Origin of the sequence: Streptomyces sp. NPDC101194 (genome assembly GCF_044767885.1) — a bacterium.
Classification (GTDB): domain Bacteria; phylum Actinomycetota; class Actinomycetes; order Streptomycetales; family Streptomycetaceae; genus Streptomyces.
This window is the reverse complement of sequence record NZ_JBIWOS010000009.1, coordinates 55,313-74,693: the sequence shown is the minus strand read 5'-3', so window position 1 is coordinate 74,693 and position 19,381 is coordinate 55,313. Positions and strand designations below refer to the sequence as shown.

General features: G+C 70.1%; 14 protein-coding genes and 2 pseudogenes. 12 read left to right on the top strand and 4 right to left on the bottom strand.

Annotated elements, in window-relative coordinates; genetic code table 11:
• Positions 1 to 509 precede the first annotated feature (509 nt).
• From ACIRP2_RS28835 to ACIRP2_RS28810, 6 genes and pseudogenes are all read left to right on the top strand, one after another.
• Positions 510 to 635 (top strand): hypothetical protein, encoded by a 126-nt coding sequence (locus ACIRP2_RS28835; RefSeq protein WP_404255251.1) that lies wholly within the window; start codon positions 510 to 512, stop codon positions 633 to 635.
• Positions 636 to 730: 95 nt separating this feature from the next.
• On the top strand, positions 731 to 2,119 hold the full coding sequence (locus ACIRP2_RS28830; RefSeq protein ID WP_404255249.1) for a rhodanese-like domain-containing protein: 1,389 nt from the start codon (positions 731 to 733) through the stop codon (positions 2,117 to 2,119).
• 120 nt (positions 2,120 to 2,239) lie between these two features.
• Positions 2,240 to 2,824: a rhodanese-like domain-containing protein gene (locus ACIRP2_RS28825; RefSeq protein WP_404255247.1), complete on the top strand. Its 585-nt coding sequence runs from the start codon at positions 2,240 to 2,242 to the stop codon at positions 2,822 to 2,824.
• 180 nt (positions 2,825 to 3,004) lie between these two features.
• Positions 3,005 to 3,418 (top strand): annotated as a pseudogene (locus ACIRP2_RS28820) (phosphotransferase); the annotation flags it as partial.
• A gap of 357 nt (positions 3,419 to 3,775) precedes the next feature.
• Positions 3,776 to 4,018, top strand: a pseudogene (locus tag ACIRP2_RS28815) (pyridoxamine 5'-phosphate oxidase); the annotation flags it as partial.
• A 101-nt stretch (positions 4,019 to 4,119) separates the two neighbouring features.
• Entirely contained in the window at positions 4,120 to 5,124 is a 1,005-nt protein-coding gene (locus tag ACIRP2_RS28810) for a LacI family DNA-binding transcriptional regulator (protein WP_404255245.1), read from the top strand.
• Between the two features lie 458 nt (positions 5,125 to 5,582).
• Here ACIRP2_RS28810 and ACIRP2_RS28805 read toward each other — a convergent pair whose 3' ends face one another.
• Both ACIRP2_RS28805 and ACIRP2_RS28800 read right to left on the bottom strand, forming a co-directional pair.
• Entirely contained in the window at positions 5,583 to 6,071 is a 489-nt protein-coding gene (locus ACIRP2_RS28805; protein ID WP_404255243.1) for a recombinase family protein, read from the bottom strand.
• Positions 6,072 to 6,332: 261 nt separating this feature from the next.
• On the bottom strand, positions 6,333 to 6,731 hold the full coding sequence (locus ACIRP2_RS28800; RefSeq protein WP_404255241.1) for a DUF6221 family protein: 399 nt from the start codon (positions 6,729 to 6,731) through the stop codon (positions 6,333 to 6,335).
• Between the two features lie 260 nt (positions 6,732 to 6,991).
• On the opposite strand from ACIRP2_RS28800, the gene ACIRP2_RS28795 reads away from it, so the two are divergent.
• From ACIRP2_RS28795 to ACIRP2_RS28775, 5 genes are all read left to right on the top strand, one after another.
• The gene (locus ACIRP2_RS28795; protein ID WP_404255240.1) at positions 6,992 to 7,762 is read left to right on the top strand and encodes a dienelactone hydrolase family protein; all 771 of its coding nucleotides are present in this window, start codon (positions 6,992 to 6,994) and stop codon (positions 7,760 to 7,762) included.
• A gap of 156 nt (positions 7,763 to 7,918) precedes the next feature.
• Positions 7,919 to 9,796 carry a transketolase gene (locus ACIRP2_RS28790; protein ID WP_404255238.1) on the top strand — a complete coding sequence of 626 codons (1,878 nt, stop codon included), beginning with the start codon at positions 7,919 to 7,921 and terminating at the stop codon, positions 9,794 to 9,796.
• A gap of 339 nt (positions 9,797 to 10,135) precedes the next feature.
• Positions 10,136 to 11,101 (top strand): aldo/keto reductase, encoded by a 966-nt coding sequence (locus ACIRP2_RS28785; RefSeq protein WP_404255236.1) that lies wholly within the window; start codon positions 10,136 to 10,138, stop codon positions 11,099 to 11,101.
• A gap of 798 nt (positions 11,102 to 11,899) precedes the next feature.
• Positions 11,900 to 12,634 (top strand): FkbM family methyltransferase, encoded by a 735-nt coding sequence (locus tag ACIRP2_RS28780; protein ID WP_404255234.1) that lies wholly within the window; start codon positions 11,900 to 11,902, stop codon positions 12,632 to 12,634.
• A gap of 16 nt (positions 12,635 to 12,650) precedes the next feature.
• Positions 12,651 to 13,802 carry a glycosyltransferase family 4 protein gene (locus tag ACIRP2_RS28775; RefSeq protein ID WP_404255232.1) on the top strand — a complete coding sequence of 384 codons (1,152 nt, stop codon included), beginning with the start codon at positions 12,651 to 12,653 and terminating at the stop codon, positions 13,800 to 13,802.
• A gap of 178 nt (positions 13,803 to 13,980) precedes the next feature.
• On the opposite strand, the gene ACIRP2_RS28770 is transcribed toward ACIRP2_RS28775, so the two are convergent.
• Positions 13,981 to 15,708 (bottom strand): aldehyde dehydrogenase family protein, encoded by a 1,728-nt coding sequence (locus ACIRP2_RS28770; RefSeq protein ID WP_404255230.1) that lies wholly within the window; start codon positions 15,706 to 15,708, stop codon positions 13,981 to 13,983.
• A 194-nt stretch (positions 15,709 to 15,902) separates the two neighbouring features.
• Here ACIRP2_RS28770 and ACIRP2_RS28765 point away from each other — a divergent pair, with 194 nt between their 5' ends.
• Entirely contained in the window at positions 15,903 to 17,081 is a 1,179-nt protein-coding gene (locus ACIRP2_RS28765) for a PucR family transcriptional regulator (RefSeq protein WP_404255228.1), read from the top strand.
• Positions 17,082 to 17,235: 154 nt separating this feature from the next.
• Here the strand turns inward: ACIRP2_RS28765 and ACIRP2_RS28760 are convergent, their stop codons facing one another.
• Positions 17,236 to 19,377, bottom strand: coding sequence for a M48 family metalloprotease (locus tag ACIRP2_RS28760; RefSeq protein WP_404255226.1), 2,142 nt, complete (start codon positions 19,375 to 19,377; stop codon positions 17,236 to 17,238).
• Positions 19,378 to 19,381 lie beyond the last annotated feature (4 nt).

Sequence of the window (19,381 nt, the reverse complement as noted above, 5' to 3'; positions counted from 1 at the left end):
GCCCGCACCGACGGGCGGCGGCGCGGTCCTCAGGGCAGCCGCACGCGTGATCTTCCCCGTGGCGACCCTGACGAGCTGGGGGAGCGAACAGAGGTCACCAGTCCGTCGGACAGGCGGAGTGGGCCGTGACGATCGCTGTCACGGTCGTCGCTCCGGCCGTTGCCGGGGCGGCGATGTCCCTTCCGCGCAGCCGAAGGTGGAACCGTCGTGCGCTCCAGGCCGACGCGCGAACCGGCGCCGGCCGTGACGATCACCAGCAGAGTGGACTGAGCCCGGTTCTCCCGGAGGCCCAGCCGCACCTCAGGCGTGGGAGAGACCGCGCCGGTCCACTGTTCCATCGCTCCTCCCTTCCGGACAGGACCGAAAAACCCGCAGATCAAAATACCCCTATGGGTATTTTTCACCTGTGAGCCAAGATACCCCGAGGGGTATTTGACTTCCCGCTGCTGGGCTGTCTATGGTCAGAGGAATTCGATACCTAGGGGGGTATCGGGGAACAGGGGATCTTCATGCATGAAGTGGATCTGACCGTCTTCGCGACGGAGCTCGCGAACGGCGCGTTCGTGATCGACGCCAGGGAGCCCGACGAGTACCGGCCCCTCGACCACGGCGCCGCGGCCGCCGAGGTGATCTGAAGCCTCGACCTCGGACCCATTCGGAAGGCGCTGCCGCGCCTTCGGTCAACTCTCAGCACCCGGCCGGGTGCGCGTCCCCCGACGGAGGTTCTACCGTGCTCTTCACCCAGTACTACCTCGACTGCCTGTCACAGGCGTCGTACATGATCGCCGACGAGACGACCGGCCAGGCCGTGGTCGTCGACCCGCGCAGAGACGTCTCGGAGTACCTGGCCGACGCCCGGGCGCACGGATTCACCGTCGTGGGCGTCATCAACACCCACTTCCATGCTGATTTCGTCGCCGGGCACCTGGAGATGGCCGACCGCACCGGCGCCTGGATCGGCTACGGCCGCCGCGCAGAGACCGAGTACCCCATCCGTAAGCTCGCCGACGGCGAACGCGTCTCCCTCGGCGATGTCGCCCTGCAGATCATGGAGACCCCCGGGCACACCCCCGAGTCGATCAGCGTCCTCGTGTACGAGCACGCCGACGACATGGTTCCCTACGGGGTGCTGACCGGCGACGCCTTGTTCATCGGCGACGTCGGCCGCCCCGATCTGCTCGCCTCCGTGGGCGTGACCGCCGACGAACTGGGTGCGATGCTGCACGACAGTGTCCAGAACAGGCTGATGGCACTGCCCGACGCGGTCCGGGTCTTCCCCGCCCACGGCGCCGGCTCCGCCTGCGGCAAGAACCTCTCCACCGAGAAACAGTCGACCATCGGGGAGCAGCGCGCCACCAACTACGCCTGCGTGCCGATGAGTCGTGAGGACTTCGTCGCACTCGTCACCGCCGGCCAGTCCGCCGCGCCCGGCTATTTCGCCTTCGACGCGGAACTCAACCGCAAGGACCGTCTCCTGTTCGACTCGGCCGCGGCGCCACGCCCGCTGTCCTTGGCCGAGTTCACCGAACTGCGCAGGGCGGGGGCGGTCGTGGTCGACGCCCGTTCCCCGCAGGAATTCGCCAACGGCCACCTGCGAGGCGCGGTCAACGTCCCCGTCGAGGGCCGGTTCGCCGAACAGGCCGGCACCGTCCTCGATCCGGCCGACGAGCTGATCGTCATGGCTCCGGAGAACCGGGAGGAGGAAGTCGTCACCCGCCTCGCCCGTATCGGCTTCGACCGTGTAGTGGGCTACCTGCGCAACCCCGAGGACGCCCTCGAGGCGCTGACCGAGGAGGTCGCTCCCGCGAGCCGCCTGGCCGCCGCACAACTGCGCACCGCTCTGCGAGGAGAGAACCCTCCGCTCGTCATCGACGTACGCACCTGCGGAGAGCGCAGTGCGAACGGCTTCATCGAGGGCGCCCTGCACATGGCCCTGAGCGAACTGCCCGCGCGCCTGGACGAGATCTCCACCGACCGGCCCCTCGTACTGCACTGCGCCGGTGGCCACCGCTCCTCGATCGCGGCCAGCCTCCTGCGCCACCACGGCTTCGAGGACGTCTCCGACATCCTCGGCGGCTACGCCGCCTGGGCCCTGTCGGCGGACCCCGCCGCCGTCTGACCGACCTCCTCCCACAGCCTCCCGGTACGCCCCGGGCAGGGGCATCCCTCTGCCCGGGGCGGTCACTCGGGCCCGCAACACCCACCCACGTGCATGAACTCTTCGAACGGAGCCCCGCCCATGACTGAGACGTCCGCCCAGACCTCCTCGATCACCCCCGCCGTCCTGCACCGCCTCCTACAGGAGGAACGCGCACCGCGCATCCTCGACGTGCGCACGTCCGGTGAGTTCCGCACGGTCCACATCCCCGGCGCCTGCAACGTGCCCCTCGACACCCTGCGCGAGCACCGGAACGAACTGCTGGCCCACCTCGACGAGGACGTCGTCCTGGTCTGCCGCTCCGGTGCCCGTGCCGCCCAGGCCGAAAAGGCTCTGGCCGAGGCCGGCCTGCCGAACCTCCGCGTGCTGGAGGGCGGCATCAGCGCCTGGGAGATGGCAGGCGCTCCCACGAACCGCGGCGCCGACCGTTGGGACATGGAGCGCCAGGTCCGGCTCGTCGCCGGTTCGATCGTCCTCGTCACCGGGGTGGTGGGCCTCTTCGTTCCCGGCGCGCACCTCATCGGAACCGCGGTCGGCGCGGGCCTGACGTACGCGGCTGTGAGCAACTCCTGTGCCATGGGTGTCCTGCTGTCCAAGCTCCCCTACAACCGCGGTCCGCGCACCGATATCCGCAACGTGATCACGGAACTGCGGGGCATGTCGTGACCGCCCTGATCGTTGCGGCGTCGCTGTTCGTCGGAGTGTGCGACATCCCGTGAGTTCTCCTGAGTCTCACTGCGTCCCTGCTCTCGTGGCCAGGGCTTTCTTCCTCGGTGAGGGGTGCTCTTCCGTCTTGTGACGTCACTTCGGGATTCCTGAAGCGTTCTCACTTCGCCCGATCGGTCTGTGATCGGGGTGAAGGCGAGGAGGCTCGGGTTGGTGCCGGCAGCCGTACGCGACTTGCGCGAGCTCGCTGCTCGCGGCCTACGCGAGACAGGGCAACGGAGAGTGCGGCTACGACCGTGGTCTGTTCTGGTGCGCCTGCCGGTCTATGAGCTCCGGCCGCGCCTCGTGAACTGGTGCACGAAACTTGCCGACGTGGGCATCGCTGACTCCCTCGACCATTCCGACCTGCACGACGGCCAGCTGTTCAACCCCGAGCCAGGTCGATTCGCATTCTTCGACTGGGGCGACGCCGCGGTCTCCCACCCTTTGTGCAGCTTCCTGGTCCTGGCCCGGGCAGCCGGTGCACGATACGGGTCCGAAGTGCTGCCACGGCTACGGGACGCCTACCTGGAACCCCGGACGGGAGGCGGTCGGCCTGAAGCACACGGGAGACCCGTGGGTTCGCGCCGGGGAAGCAGCAGTTTCCCGGAACCCACGGGACCCCGGGTGTGAGTAGTTGAGGTACGGGAAATCCCGGTGAGAACGATCACGGGCTTGGCCGGCAAGTTCTCTACATCTCCGGTCTCGGGCCTCGGTCCTGGTGGGGTTCGCGAAATGATCGCCGGGCGGCTCCCGGGGCCGGCTACGGTCCGGCTCGTGCCGGTGGAGTCAGAGCTGTCCGAGCACCGAAGTCGGTCGCCCTGAGACAAAAGCTGAGGGGTTCATCGGCCGCTGGGAGTAGGTCCTGCGCCGCAGGCGCGCTTCGCGCCTGCTTGGCTAGGGTCGGTCCTCATGGAGACCACAGGAACCGTTCGTCGCCGGACGGCGGAGCCTATGCGCGATGCTCTGGAGCGGCTCGTTGCCGAGCGGGATGTATGGGTGTCGACGGCTCACCCTGATCAAGGGCCGCACCAGGTGCCGCTGTGGTTCTTGTGTGAGGCGGAGTGCTTCCCGGACCAGGAGGTGCCTGGAGGCGCAGCGGAGTCGTTCGCCGAAAAGTTCGGGTGGCATCCACGCGTGGAAGAAGGTTCTTTCGAGAGGTGAAGCCGCTTGTTTTGTGCACGGCATCGTAAGTGGAGGGAATGATGGCGCACAACTCCAACCCGAGTGGACGGCGCCGCGGTAAGCCTGCAACCTTGGCTTCGGTCGCGGAACACTCAGGGGTATCGCGCCAGACGGTTTCCAATGCGCTGAATTCTCCGGAACTGCTTGCGTCAGGGACCCTGGAGCGTGTCCGCAGATCCATCGAGGAGTTGGACTACCGGCCTCATAGGGCCGCGCGCTCACTGCGCACCAACTCCAGTCGACTCATCGGTTTCGAAGTTCAACTTTCCGCCTATGGTGTTTTCGGACCCGCCCCGGAGCGCTTCCTTCATGCGGTGTCGGAATCAGCCATGAAGGCCGGATATGGAATCCTCCTCTTCGCGGAATCCACCGGTGGCAACGAGGAGACAGACCGCTATGCCGAGCTGTCCCGTGAGCGGTCCGTCGACGCTTTCATCCTGACCAACACCTACCGGGGCGACCGCCGTCTGAGCCTGCTACGCAAGCGCGGCATCCCGTTCGTCGCCTTCGGCCGCTCGTCGGCGCGTGACCCGGAGGACTGGGTGGATGTGGACGGTGCACACGGAACAGCATCGGCCGTCGACCATCTGGTCGGCCTGGGGCACCGGAGAATCGCCTTCCTCGGTTGGCCCCGGGGGTCCGGGGTCGGTGACGACCGGGAACAGGGTTGGCGAGAGGCGATGCGTCGGCATCAACTCCCCGTGCGTGGACTGCGGGTAAGTGCAGGGGACGATGTCGACGTCGCGCGGGAGGCGGTCGGAAGGCTCTTCCCGGCAGGTGTCACCGCGGTGGTCGCAGCAAGCGACACGTTGGCCTTCGCTTGCTACCAGGCGGTGCGCGACAGTGGCCTTATACCCGGTCGCGATGTCGCCGTCATTGGTTTCGACGACTCCTCCGCCGCTGGACTGCTCTCCCCCAACCTGAGCAGTCTCCATCAGCCGCTGAGAGAGGCCGGGCGCGCCTGCGTGCAATTATTACTGGCTCGAATCGAAGAACCGCAGCGAGACCCGGAACACATCCTTTTGACACCAGAGTTGATTGTCCGAGAAAGTGCGGCAAACCGTATCGTGAACTGACCGCCCACCGGCATGGTGAACCGCCTCGGTACTGGTGGGCTCGCATGGTGACGTGTCGCGTATTCCGCCTCGGTGTGCGACATCCCGTGAGTTCCTATGAGCCTTTCTGACTGCATGTCCCCGTGGCCAGGGTGTTCTGTCTCCTTGGGGTGTTCTTCGATTCGGTGACGTAACTTCAGGATTCTTGAGGCGTTCTCCAGGCCGCTGAACGGCCACCCTCGGTGAAGTTTGCTCAACCGGTGCACGCCTTTGATGGGGGAAGCGTGCCGCCCAAGGGGCGGTCCGCTCGGCACTCACCTCGCATGTTCGCCCGAACCCGAACCCGAAGACCGAACCCACGAAAACACGACAGCCCATCCTCGGGTTCCCGCAGAAGGGCCTTCAGTTTGCGTGAACTCACGGGACTCTCGGCCCTGTTCTCCCGAAGCTGCCGCGAAGTGACAAGTAGCCGCGCGCAATCAGGGTGCCGCTCGGTCAGAGAGAGCGAGGCGGGGTCCGGGGACCTCGCCGGCCGTCTGGAGGGCGGCGGAGTCGGCGTGCGCGACCTCGATGGCTTCGGGGTGTGTCTCGCGCTTGGCGTGCTCGGCGAGGGCCCGGTAGATGCTCGCGACGCCGGGGGCCTGGCCCTTGCGTTTGCGGGTGGGGATGATCAGGTCGGGCTGGATCTGCTCGACCGATTCGCCGTTCACGCGGCGGCGGAGCACGGTGTGGAGCATGTCGTCGGTGATGACGGGTGGCCGGCCGCCGTGCTTGCCCTTGCGGGCCGCCGCGTGGAGTCCTTCGAGGGTTGCCTCCCGGATGCTCTCGCGTTCGGTCTCCGCCATCGCGGCGAAGGACGCCAACAGCAGCTTGCCCGGCCCGGTCGGGTCGTAGATGCCGGGCAGGGGTCCGGCGGAAGGGGGTTCGACCCGCTTTTGAGTGAGAACGGATTCTGAGAGCCGATCCAAGATCAACGAGGGTTCGGTGACCTGCTGGCGATCTTGCTCCGGTGAAGGATCGTTCGTCAGAACGCTAGCCGCGTACCGCGGCCAGGCCCTGGTCGTACAGGTCAAGGATGTCGCCCTGCCCGTTGCCCTCAAGCTGGGATCCGGGCAGGGCATCGCGACGCCGTCCGGGGCCGGGCCGTGGAGTGCGGGAACGACCAGCCACCGAACAGCGGCGCGCATGCCACCGGCGAGGGCCTGGCCGGCTGCGGCAGTCGTCGGACGCTACTGCATGAACCGTGGCAGCCACTTGGCCCGGTAGTCCGGGTGGCCGGCGTGCTCCGCGGCCATCTGCCGGACGGCGAAGCCGAGGCCGACGGCGCGGCCGGACGGGAAGTCGTGTTCGGGTCGGTCGGTGTCCCTGTCGGCGATCTCCGCGTACTCGTCGAGGAGAACCCTGCTCGTCTCGATGCGACGGGACGTACGCGCCGGATCCTGGAAGGCGATGTGCCGGTCGAAGCCGCGATCGCGCAGGACGAACGCGATGCCGCCGGAGCGGTCGTGGACCTCGCCGGACACGTCGGCCGGGCACCGCCAGCTCTCGCCGCCCGCCGCCTGCGCGATCTGTTCCTCCTCGGCGAGGCGCGCCCGAACGAAGTCGATCATCTCGGAGTTGTCTGTCATCGGGGCTTCGGATCCTTCACCGTCTTGGCTCCCTGCCGGGAACGGCACCTGCCGGCTGCTCGGTCTCTGTTCGCTCACCGGGGCTGCCGGACGACGATATCGAGTCGGAAGACCGGCACAGCGCCTACGACGTGATGGTCCTTGCCCGAGTCTCGTCGCCGGTCCCGGCCGCGCAACGCGCCCGGTCGCGGCCCTGCAGTCGCCCGAGCGGTCACCGGCCGTCTACGATCACTGACCGCGACAGGAGAGGAGAGCCGCCCATGACCTCCGTGCGCGGAACAACCGTGGACATTCCCACACAGGACGGTGTCGCCGACGCCTACCTGGCCCACCCCGACGACAGCGGCCCCCACCCCGCGGTGCTGCTCTACATGGATGCCTTCGGGCTCCGTCCGCAGCTGAAGAGCATGGCCGACCGTCTGGCCGAGGCCGGCTACGCCGTCCTGGTACCCAATCTCTTCCACCGCCACGGGCGAGCGCCGGTGGTCGAACTGCCCGACTTCATCGACCCGGCCGTACGCCCCGAGATCTTCGAGCGCATCGGCCCGATCATGCAGTCGCTGACACCCGACGCGGCGATGCGCGACGCGGACGCCTGTCTGACCTGGCTGGCCGAATCGCCCCTGACGACTGACGGTCCGGTCGGTGTCACGGGGTACTGCATGGGCGCCGGACTCGCCCTGCGCACCGCGGGCACGTACCCGGATCGGGTCGCGGCCGCGGCCGGTTTCCACGGCGCGCGCCTGGCCACCGACTCCGCCGACAGCCCGCACCTGCTCGCCGACCGGATCACCGCCGAACTGTACTTCGGCCACGCCGACCAGGACCCCGCGCTCCCGCCCGAACAGATCGACCGCCTCGACGAAGCCCTCACCGCAGCGGGTGTACGTCACCACAGCGAGGTCTACCCGGGGGCGCGCCACGGCTTCACCCAGGCCGACAGCGCCGCGTACGACAGCACGGCGGACGAACGCCACTGGTCGGCACTGACGGCGCTGCTGGGCCGCGCCATCGGACCCGCACGCGCTTGAATCGCGGCGCTCGCGCCACGGACATACGGTCGGCAGGGGCGCAGGTGCCACGCACAGCCCGGTGCGCGGCTCGTACATCGCAACTGCCGAACGGCCGGATCAGCAGTCGGGACAGGAACGGCCGGATCGGAAGGCAGGACGAGAGAGGAGGCCGCGATGTCGGCCGAGAACACCACCACTGTCTCCCTCGGGCCCGACAGCGGTCTGGACCAGGTCTTCCAGCTGGCTCAGCAGTTGCGCGTGGACTCCGTACGCGCCAGCACCGCCGCCGGGTCCGGGCACCCCACCTCCAGCCTGTCCGCCGCGGATCTGATGGCCGTCCTCATGACACGCCAGTTGCGCTACGACTGGCAGGACCCGAAGAACCCGGGCAATGACCACCTGATCTTCTCCAAGGGGCATGCCTCCCCGCTCCTGTACGCCATGTTCCTCGCGGCCGGTGCGATCGGCGAGGAAGAGCTGATGGCCACCTACCGCCGCGACGGCGCCCGCCTGCAGGGCCACCCCACTCCGGTACTGCCCTGGGTGGACGTGGCCACCGGCTCTCTGGGCCAGGGCATCGCCTACGGCGTCGGCATCGCGCTGGCCGGACGCGACCTGGAACACGAGTCGTACCGGGTGTGGGTGCTGTGCGGCGACAGCGAAATGACCGAGGGCTCGGTCTGGGAAGCCCTGGACAAGGCGGGCCGCCACCGCCTGGCCAACTTCGTCGCGATCATCGACGTGAACCGTCTCGGCCAGAGAGGCCCCACGGAGCTGGGCTGGGACACCGGCGCCTACGCCCGCCGAGCCGAAGCCTTCGGCTGCCGCGCCCTCGTGGTCGACGGCCACGATCTCGCCGCCGTCGAACAGGCCCTGGCCACCGCGGCCGACGGACAGGCCCCCACCGTCGTCGTCGCGAAGACCGTCAAGGGGCAGGGCGTCCAGGAGGTCGCCGACGCCGAGGGCTGGCACGGCAAATCGCTGCCCGCCGACCTCGCCGCGCGCGCCGTCGACGAACTGGGCGGCGTACGTCACCTCACCGTGCGCGGACCCCGCCCGCCCGCGGCGCCCGCCGCCGCCCAGGCCCTTCCCGTGACGGTGACGCTGCCGCAATTCCAGGTCGGTGACACCGTGGCCACCCGCGTCGCCTTCGGCAAGGCGCTCGCCGCGATCGGTGCCCGGCCCGACATCGTGGCCCTGGACGCCGAGGTGGGCAACTCCACCCACGCGGAGGACTTCGGCAAGGCGCACCCCGAGCGGTACTTCCAGACCTACATCGCCGAACAGCAGATGATCGCCAGCGCGGTCGGCATGGCCGTACGCGGCTACCGCCCCTACGCCACCACCTTCGCCGCCTTCCTCACCCGAGCTCATGACTTCATCCGCATGGCCGCCGTCTCGCAGATCTCCATGAGTCTGTGCGGAACCCACTGCGGTGTCGAGATCGGCGCCGACGGCCCCTCCCAGATGGGTCTGGAGGACCTCGCCATGATGCGGGCGGTCCACGACTCCACCGTGCTCTACCCCGGCGACGCCACCTCCGCCGCGGCCCTGACCGCCGCCATGGCCTACCTGGACGGCATTTCCTACCTGCGTACCACCCGGGGCGCCTACCCCGTCCTCTACGCCCCCGACGAAACCTTCCCCGTCGGCGGGTCCAAGACCCTGCGTGCGAGCGGCAGCGACCGGGTCACCCTCATCGGAGCCGGCGTCACCCTCCACGAATGCCTGGCCGCCGCCGACGGGCTGGCCGACGAGGGCATTCCCGTCCGGGTCATCGACCTGTACTCCGTCAAGCCACTGGACCTCGACACACTCGCCCACGCGGCCCGGGAGACCGGCGCGCTGGTCGTCGTCGAGGACCACCACCCGGAGGGCGGCATCGGTGAGGCCGTGCTGTCCGCACTCGCCACACAGCGACTCGCGCCCGCCGTCGTCCACCTCGCCGTGCGCAACCTGCCGGGCTCCGGCACCTCCTCCGAACTCCTCGACATCGCGGGCATCTCACGCACTCACATCGCCCGGGCCGCACGCGATCTCGCCGCCCGCTGAGCACCGTGCCCCGCCACGGCCCGTGGCGGGGCGCGGGAGCGGCCGGCCCGAGGCCGCTCGCGCGGGCCGGCACCGGTCCGCCCGCCCCACGGCGGGCAGCCCCCCGGCCCCCTACGAACCCGACGCCGGCACCTTCAACTTGTCCCAACCGGCCTTTCCCGGAACCCCGTCCGCGAGCGCCGTCCTGCGAACCGCGCACCCCACCCCTCATCCCGACTCACACCGGTGGCCGCCGCCGAATCCCGGCTGACCTCGCGGCCCGACTCCTCTATCGTCGAGGTGATTCCGGACGCAGACCTCGTCCGTCCAGGGCGGGGGGTCATGACATGGAGGGCGACTGTGCGTTACCGCGAGCTGGGACTCGGCGGACTGTCCGTTTCCGAGATCGGATACGGTGCCTGGGGCATCGGTGAGTCCAGCTGGGTGGGTGCCACGGAGGACGATTCCGTACGCGCCCTGCACCGTGCCATCGACCTCGGGGTGAACTTCGTCGACACCGCCCGCGGCTACGGTGAGAGCGAACGAATCGTCGGCCGGGTCGTCCGCGAGCGGGCAGGCGAAGAGGTGCTCGTCGCGACCAAGGTGCCGCCGAAGAACGGAATGTGGCCCGCGCCCGAAGGACTGGACCCGGCCGCGACGTTCCCCGGCGAGCACATCCGCGAGAGCCTGGAGACCAGCCTGCGCGTGAGCGGACTGGACCATTTCGACGTGTTGCAGTTCCATGTCTGGAGCGACGACTGGGTCGGCCGCGGGGACTGGCTGGAGACGGTCTCCGCACTCAAGCAGTCGGGAAAGATCCGTTCCTTCGGCGTCTCCGTCAACGACCACCAGCCCGAGACCGCGCTCGCACTCGTCCGCAGTGGTGCTGTGGACAGCGTTCAGGTCATCTACAACATCTTCGACCAGGCGCCCGCCGAGGAACTGCTGCCGGCCTGTACGGAGCACGGTGTCGGTGTCATCGTGCGTGTGGCGTTGGACGAGGGCGGCCTGACCGGCCGGATCGACGCCGGGACGACGTTCCCCGAAGGCGACTGGCGCAACCGGTACTTCCGCGGCGACCGCCCGGCGCAGGTCGGACAGAGGGCGGCCGCGATCGTCGCCGACCTGGGCATCACCCTCGATGAACTCGCCGAGCACGCAATGCGGTTCGTGCTGAGTTCGACGGCGGTCTCCACCGTCATCCCCGGCATGCGCACGGTCCGCAACGTCGAGCGCAACGCGGCCCTGAGCGACGGCCGTCCGCTCACCGCCGACCAGCTCGCCGTGCTGGCCGAGCACCGGTGGCAGCGCAACTTCTACTCCTGACCGGAGAACCGCACCGAGCAGGCCGTGTGTCGTCGTCGGCCGTCCGCGACCGGCGAGGGTCCGCCCTCGCACCGGTCGCCGGGGGCGTGACGGGACGACGGGTCCGCGGTCGTCGCCCGGCTCGGACACGAGACACCGGCCACGGTGAGTCCGGCCGCGGCAAGGTGGGTCCGGGTCGTTGAAGCGGAGCCCCGACTGCGGCCACCTCTACGTGAGTTGAAGGAATTCGAGGCTGCCGCCCCGACTCCCCGCTGCGCCGTTCCTGCGGCTCCGTCGTCCGCGCGGCCGTTCTCGGGTCGCACCTGCGGATGCAACTTCCCGCCACGGACGTGGGTTTCGTGACGGACCGGATGTTCGAGGGTTTCGGCACCCACACCTTCGATGTGGGTGCCGGACCGCCGCTTGGAACGTCCACGAGGCATCCCCCGCCGCTCCGGTCCGCCGCCGTGCTGTGATTCGTCTTCTTTCAGGCCGATTTGAACTGTTGTCGGCGCAGGGCGCTCGTTCGGATCGCACCGGGCACGCGAGCCCGGCTCGCTGATCCGCCCGATCGGGCCGAAATGCCCTGGCCCTGAGGGGTACGTCCCAGGTCTGACTTGCCGGGCGATCTGCTCCTGAAGAAGGATGTGATCACAGCGCATCCGATGATGCGATGGAAGGCCGATCGCGTGCGGTGCCGCTCGGCAGCAGCACCCGTACATCCCGCAGGCCGGAAGGTGTTCGATGAGTGGCAGGCCGGCATGTCGTCCGGAACCCCCGGGCCTCCGGACCGGTGGCCGTCGGTACTCCGGGGTGCGTGTGACGTCCATCGCGCTCACACTGCGCTGGGCGGCTTCGCGTTGGCACTTCGTGGAGGAGGAAGTCGCGGGACTGCGGCCGTTGGTGAAGCCGGGAGCCGTCTGTCTCGACATCGGGGCCGAGTACGGCCTCTACACGTGGAGCCTCTCCGCGCTGGCAGGACCGGCGGGGAAGGTGCACTGCGTCGAACCGCTGCATGGCCCCGCGCAATGGTTGAGAGCCGCGGCATCCGCTCTGGGCTGCGACAACGTCACCGTGCACCGCATGGCCCTCGGCGAGCGGGCGCACGAAGGCACGATGAGCCTGCCCCGGCGTCGGCTGCTGCCCGTCCACGGGCGTGCCTATCTCACCGAGGGTGCCTCGGGGCCCGGCCCCAACGCGGAGTTCGCCACCTCCCGTCCGGTGACCACACCCGTGCGGACGGTGGACGGGCTCTGCCACCACATGGGGCTGGACCGTGTCGACTTCATCAAGGCCGACGTCGAGGGGGCGGAGGCGGCCGTGCTGTCGGGCGCCCGACACACACTGCTGCGCCACCGACCCGCCCTCCTGCTGGAGATCGAGGACCGTCACCTGCAGAAGTACGCCATGACGCCGGACGAGGTCGTCGGCCGGCTCGACGCTCTCGGCTACGACATGTACCGCTGGTGGAACCGGGGTTGGACGCACGTGACCGATGTGACCGAAGACTGCCGCAACTACCTCTTCTCGGCCCGCACGACCCCATCCAGCTGAAGGATCCGACACATTCATGGGTTCCACCCTTGTCATCACCAACGACTTCCCGCCGCGTCAAGGGGGCATAGAGACGTTCGTCCACGCCATGGTCACCCGAATACCCGACGACGACGTGGTGGTCTACACCTCGCGCGAGCCGGGCGATGCCGCGTACGACGCGGCCCTCCCGTTTCCCGTCGTACGCGACTCCAGCGGCATGCTGCTGCCGACCCGGCGGGTGACCCGCAGGGCCGTCGAGATCGCTCAGGCGCATGGGTGCGACCGGGTCTGGTTCGGGGCTGCCGCGCCGCTGGCCCTGATGGCGCCGGCCCTGCGCCGCAGCGGCATCCGGCGCATGGTCGCGACCACCCACGGTCATGAGATCTGGTGGGCCAGGACCCCTGGTGCGCGGCGGATGATGCGCCGTATCGGGGAGGGCGTGGACGTCGTCACCTACCTCGGCGGGTACACACGCACCCGGATCGAGCCCGCCCTCGGCCCACGTGCCCGGATGAGCCGCCTGGTGCCGGGGGTGGACGCGGAGGTGTACCGGCCCGACGCCGCTGCCCGACTCGACCTGCGGACCGAACTCGGCCTGAACGGGGAGCGGGTGATCCTGTGCATGGCCCGGCTGGTCCCACGCAAGGGCCAGGACATGCTGATCCGCGCCCTGCCACTGATCCGGCGGGAGGTGCCCGACGCGGTGCTGGTGGTGGTCGGCCGGGGGCCGGACGAGGCCCGGCTGCGCAAGATGGCGGGACGCCTGGACGGGAGCGCGGTCCGCTTCGTGGGCGGGAAGTCGCACACCGAGACACCGGCCTACTACGCGGCGGCGGACGTCTTCGCGATGCCGTGCCGTACCCGGAAGGGCGGTCTGGAGGCGGAGGGGCTGGGCATCGTGTTCCTGGAGGCGGCGGCGAGCGGTCTGCCGGTGGTCGTCGGCGATTCGGGCGGTGCTCCGGACACGGTGGTCGACGGCCGCACCGGACACGTTGTGGACGGCACCGACGTCGCGGCCGTCGCCGGCGCGCTGACCCGGATACTGCTCGACGGGGAGCTGGCGGACGAGATGGGCGCCGCAGGCCGTGAGTGGGCCCGGAAGTCCTGGTCCTGGGACGCGTCGGCCCGCCATCTGACGCAGCTGCTGAATCCCGAGAGCGTCCCGGTGGTCGCACCGCAGGAGTAGGCCCGGCGGTGGGCGAGCCGCGAGAGCGGAGGCGGCGCGGGGCCCGGACTTCACACCGGTCGCGAAGTCCGTTCCCCGCGCAGCCCCTTGGCGCGTCCCGAAGCAGGCGGCAGCCGGCGCATCGGCGCCACCGCTCGCTCTTCGACCGCCTGATCGGCGCCCGACCGGCCCGCGAGTCTCAGGCGCGGAAGGCGGAGGTGAACACGGCCGGCACCCGCGACCACGACGGCCGTCGCGCCAGCTCGGTGAGGCGACGGCCCGTCACGGCGGCACTGCGTGCGGTGACGAACCACGGCGGCTTCGGGAAGAGCGCGAGTTCGCCCCCCACGACCGACCTCGGGAAGGGCCGGAACGGTCCCCGGACCACGGTCCGCTCCGGGGCGTCGATGAGCAGGGCGTTGTGCACGACACCGACCCCGCTCCCGGCGTCCGCGACGGTGTGGCCGGGGAAGGCGCCCCACGGGGCGCTCGCGGTGAGGAAGCCGACCGCAGTCCAGGCGTTCACGGCGATCGTGCCGTAACGCAGCGCGGCCAACGCGTGGTCGAATGCCCGGCCGAGCCGCTTCAGAGTGGTGGGGTCGACGACGATGTTCGCCCCGAGGGTGCCGAAGAGATCACGGTTGGCCGTCTCGACGGCCCGGTCCAGGAACTCGGCGCCCGTGCCGGGCAGCGTGAGGACACCGAGCACGGGCGCGAAGTACTCGTTCGTCGCCAGCTCCGACACGTCGTCGCCGTCGCCGGGCTCGACCAGCAGACGTGAGCCCTCGGCGCCCTGCCATTCGGCCCGCGGATAGCTGTGCGTCGCGTCGGCGAGCCTTTCCGCGCTGCCCGGATACCAGGAGGGTCGGGCCGGGGCCTTCCGCAGGGCGTCGCGGAGATGGCCGAGGAATGCCTCGCGCTGCGGCCAGTCGCTGCTGACCAGGACCACCTGCGCGGCGATGCAGTTGTGCCCGCTGTTGTGCAGGCGCTGGGTCGCGATGTGCTCGGCCTGGTAGCGGAGGTCGGCCGCGCTCCAGACGCCCGGGACCACGATGACCGGGGAGACGCCGCCGAGTTCGCTCGTCATCGGCTTGTCGAGGAGCGGGGTGCCGGCGGCCTTGCGGGCGCGGCCCTCCTCGCCGGGCCCGAAGGCGACGGCGTCGTGGGTGGCGAGGCTGCCGGTGATGTGGACGTGCGCGACAGCGGGATGATGGGCGAGGTATCCGCCGACGTCGCCGCCGCCCGAGACGATGCGCAGGACGCCGTGCTGCAGCAGCGGTGCGAGAGCGCGCCGGTAGACCGGTTCCAGGTCGCCCAGGACGGGATTGAGCTTGAGCACGACGACCCGGTTGTGCGCGATCAGTTCGTACAGCACGTCGAGCGGTGCGATGGACGTGACATTGCCGGCGCCCAGGACGAGTCCGATGCCCGCGGTGCGCTCCGGGTGGCGCGCGCCGAGGCCCGCCCGGCGCCGTACGGTGTCCGCGTCGACCCGCGGCGGCATCCACACCTCGGCGCTGAAGCCGTTCAGGAGCAGGCGGTCGTAGGCGGTGAGCGGGAGGACGGGGACGCTCACCCGTCCCCCCGGTGCCCGCCCGAACTTTGCGCCGTCGAGCGGCCCGCGCCCCGAAGCGAGTGTCCGGAGCGTGCGGGCGAGTACTTCCAGAGAGGTGAGCAGCGCATAGGGACCGGAGAGCCACTCCTCACCGGCGAGCGGGGAGCCGTCCGGCAGCAGCTTGATCCGGCTCGCGATCCGCACCCAGGTCTCGGCCTCGGCCGAGACGGCGGCATGCACCCGGTCGAGAAGGGCACCGCGCTCGGCCGGTGAGGTCGCCGCCCAGCGCCGCTCGCCCTCGGAGAGCTCGCGCAGGACCGCGTCGAGTTCGGGCATGCTCCGGGTGCTGTCCATGGGGGCTGCGGCGGTCATGGTGATCTCCCTCGGTCGCGACGGCACGGGCGGGCGTGGTGCCGCGGATTTGGTTCATGGCACAAGGTTCTCCGGGCCACACCAAGATGGCGGACGGTGGAGCTCCCCGCCATGGGCGAGCACCGCGAGTTTCTCCGAACTGCTTTGTGCAGCGGCACAATTCCGTTGGCGGGGTGCGCGGGTACGGTTACGGGATGAACGACTCCACGGGCTGCGAGCATGTCTTCGGCGAGATCCTCGCCTCGCTCGGAGAACTCACCGATGTGACCGTCCGGAAGATCACCGAGGACGAGTCGTTCTCCACACGGAGCCGGCTGCCTCCCGATGTACTCCGCGACATCGTCCGTGCCAACATCGAGGCCCTCCTGCGCAGGGAGACCGGAGGCCCGGACATCGGCGACGAGACGGCCCGGCGGGCGGGGCGGATCAAGGCCGAGCACGGCATCCCGCTCCCGGAGTTGCTGCACGCCTTCCGGCTCGGCGGGCTGGAGATCTGGGAGTGGGCGATCGCCCGCGCCACGACCGGCGAGCAGGCCGACGCACTGCTGCGCCGGTCGTCGCACTTCTGGGGTGAGCTCGACCGCTTCTCCACGGCCGCCACAGAGGCGTACCGGTTGGTCGCCGACGACCGGGAACAGCAGGAACGGATATCGCGGCGGGTCACCCTGCTCGGCGTCTTCGAGGGAGCGAGCGATGCCCGGTTCGGGAGCGCCGCGGGCGTCCAGCGCGCCCTGGGCCTGCCGGAACGGGCCTCGTACCGTGTGGTGGCGGGCGAGGTCGGGCGGAACGGGGAGGACCCGCTGCCCGGCATCACCGCCCGGTTGGCGAGCATGGGCGTGGCATCCGTCTGGACCACCGAGCTGGGCGAGCGACTGGGTCTTGCCGCCCCGACCGGCGACGCGCAGTCCATCGCGGCGCTCGGGGCCGTGAGGCGGGCGGCGACCGCACGGGTGGGCGTGAGCCGACCGTTCACCTCACTCGCCGCCGCGCCGGAGGCGGTGCGTCAGGCACGCGTCGCCCTGGAATGCGTGGCCCCGGCCGGGGCGGGCGTCCACTGCTACGGCACCGCCCCCATCGACACCCTCGTAGCGGCGCACGCCGAGTCCGCGGCCGAACTCGGCGCGAACGTGCTGGGGCCACTGCTGTCGGGCGAGGACGGCGACGCGGTTCTGCTCGACACTCTCGACGCGTGGTTCGCCGCGAACGGTTCGACCGCCGAGGCGGCGCGGCGGCTCCATTGCCACCGCAACACCGTGCTGTACCGGATCGCACGCATCACGGAGCTGACAGGCCGCTCCCCGACCCGGCCGGTGGACGCCGCCGAGCTCTATGTCGCCCTGCGGGCCCGACGGATCGCGGGCGAGGGACGGTAGAGGTCGACACCACCGGGGCGGGGCGGGGCACCCCCCGGTCGCCGGGTCGCCGGGTCCGACCGAGGCCGCGCACCTTTCCGGAAGCGTTTCGGGCCGCCCGTCCGGTGGTCGGGGTACTGGTGCCGACGTGGTGTCATCCACACCGCTCGCACGGTCAGAGGTACCGCTTCGGGCGCCGCGTGAGTGCGAGAAGCGCCGCATGCAGCAACCAGGCCGTGGCGGCTCCCGGAGCCGCCACCGTGATCGCCAGACGGATGTGGTCGTGGCCGGGGAGCGGTCGGCAGGGACCGTCGCCCAGGAGGCAGCCCGTCAGCACCTCCACTCCGGTGGTCCAGGCCAGCAGGGTGAGCACCCCCGAGCTGTACGCGGCGATCAGCCCCCGGGGGAGGGGCAGGGGCGCGCACCCTCTCCCGGCCCACAGCGCGGCGGCCGCCTGCGCGATGCCCATCAGCATGATCAGGGACCAGACGGAGAACGGGATGCCGAGCACCGGCACCAGCACTCCGAGGAAGGCGGCCCCCAGCCCCGTGGGAACGCCGAACCGTGCGAGGACACCCGCCGCCGGCCGGGGCGGTCCGAACTCCGTGAAGGTGTGCTGCATGCCCTTGCGCCAGGTGACGCGCTGCCCCACGAGTGGGACGAGCGCGGCGGTCAGTGTGAGTGTCGTCAGGAGGAACGTGGTGCTGTTCACGGCGAGGTAGCCGACACTTCCGACGAAGACCAGCACCGGCGGGTGCGACGGGGCGATGAAGGATGCCGCGTACAGCGTCATGGCCGGCAGAGTCATCAGGAAGTCGAAGGCGGAGGCAAGCCCGGCGATGCAGACCGCGAGCACCGTGCAGAACACCAGCCCCGGACGGTCGTTGCGGAACACGACCGGTGTCCACGACCGGGCCACCAGCGTCAGCCATCGCGTCAGCGCCCAGCCGCACAGGCACAGCAATGCCGCGAACGGGAAGGCCATCGCGATCCCCTTGCCGTTCAGCGAGGTCAGGCTGGACGCCCCGGACGGCGAGAGCAGGCACGACACACACAGGCCGAGGCCGAGAGCGATGCCCGCCCGTCCCACCCGCACCGGAGAGTCACGGTCCGGCGGCCGTGCCGCCGCCCGCCACAGCACCGCTCCCGCAGCCCCGATCAGCAGCGTGGTCGCCACCGCGTCCGCCACCACACCGATGGCGGAACCGGCCTGGGTCCCCCCACCGATCGGCCCCAGGGTCAGGAAGCCGTGGAGAGACGCCACCGCCGCGCCCACCGCGAACATGTCCCAGAACCCGACGCCGGTCAGAACCCGGTCGTCGTCCAGTGCCCTGACGCGCAGAGGGAGCGGCGGATGGACACGGAGCAGGGGGAACCGTCCCCGCGCGGGAGGCGCGAACGGCCGTCCGTATCCGGCGAACAGCCGCCGCAGCGGATCCGCTGACCCTTCCCACGAGCGCACACGTGCGTCCGCGTACAACTCCCGGCTGCGCAGCACCGAGTTCTTGAGGAGGGTGACCAGCGCGGCCAGGAGAACGGCCTCCGCGGTGAAGGCGAGGGCGGCCGCCGTCACGGCGGGCATCTCGACCACGATGAAGGGACTGGCCAGCGCGCCGAGGAGCGACGCGATCAGCAGCGGCGGTCCGACCGTGCGCCACACGATCAGGGTGAGGAAGGCGATGTCCAGATCGTGGTTGCGGATGTGGGCGAGTTCGTGGAGAACCACGGTGCGAAACGCCCGGCGGTCCAGGGAGTACAAGGTGAGCAGTCCGCCGCTGAGCACCACACGGCGCTGCCGCACACGACCGAACGCCAGCGCGGCGATACGGGGATCGAGGGGTTCCGCGAGGAACGTGACCCTGGGCCGCACACCCGTCTCGCGCACCAGATCCTGCAGGTAGTCCGATACCTGTGGCATGCCGGTCAGGGGACGGTAGTCGCGCCGCCGGGTGCGCCAGGCCGGCAGCGAGGCGTAGACGCCGAGGACGACCAGCAGGAGACAGCCCGAGGTGACCACGGGTACCGTCCAGCTCGTCCCGGCACGCGGATCGGAGCAGTCGAACTCGAATACCGGCGGGATGCTCACGTCGGATGCCCCGGCCCGTCGGCGGGCCGCTTCCTCCGTCGCACGGACCGCGCAGTCGTAGTAGTCCACCACGTCGGACAGATCCACCGTGGTGAAGATCATGGACGAGAGGCCGTTTCCCAGGACGGCCGCCGCAGTGGCCACCGCCACGATGAGCAGTACGAAACGAACGGTGGTCCCCGAGGGCAGGCCCGAGAGGTCCGTGTGCCCGCTTCGTGGGCGTTCAGCCATGGGC

What these genes read in the sequence shown, in the direction of transcription:
- ACIRP2_RS28835 (WP_404255251.1), top strand. Translation starts at nt 510, where the DNA reads ATGCATGAAGTGGATCTGACCGTCTTCGCGACGGAGCTCGCGAACGGC.
- ACIRP2_RS28825 (WP_404255247.1), top strand. Translation starts at nt 2,240, where the DNA reads ATGACTGAGACGTCCGCCCAGACCTCCTCGATCACCCCCGCCGTCCTG.
- ACIRP2_RS28800 (WP_404255241.1), bottom strand. Translation starts at nt 6,731, where the DNA reads ATGACAGACAACTCCGAGATGATCGACTTCGTTCGGGCGCGCCTCGCC.
- ACIRP2_RS28795 (WP_404255240.1), top strand. Translation starts at nt 6,992, where the DNA reads ATGACCTCCGTGCGCGGAACAACCGTGGACATTCCCACACAGGACGGT.
- ACIRP2_RS28790 (WP_404255238.1), top strand. Translation starts at nt 7,919, where the DNA reads ATGTCGGCCGAGAACACCACCACTGTCTCCCTCGGGCCCGACAGCGGT.
- ACIRP2_RS28775 (WP_404255232.1), top strand. Translation starts at nt 12,651, where the DNA reads ATGGGTTCCACCCTTGTCATCACCAACGACTTCCCGCCGCGTCAAGGG.
- ACIRP2_RS28770 (WP_404255230.1), bottom strand. Translation starts at nt 15,708, where the DNA reads ATGACCGCCGCAGCCCCCATGGACAGCACCCGGAGCATGCCCGAACTC.
- ACIRP2_RS28765 (WP_404255228.1), top strand. Translation starts at nt 15,903, where the DNA reads ATGAACGACTCCACGGGCTGCGAGCATGTCTTCGGCGAGATCCTCGCC.
- ACIRP2_RS28760 (WP_404255226.1), bottom strand. Translation starts at nt 19,377, where the DNA reads ATGGCTGAACGCCCACGAAGCGGGCACACGGACCTCTCGGGCCTGCCC.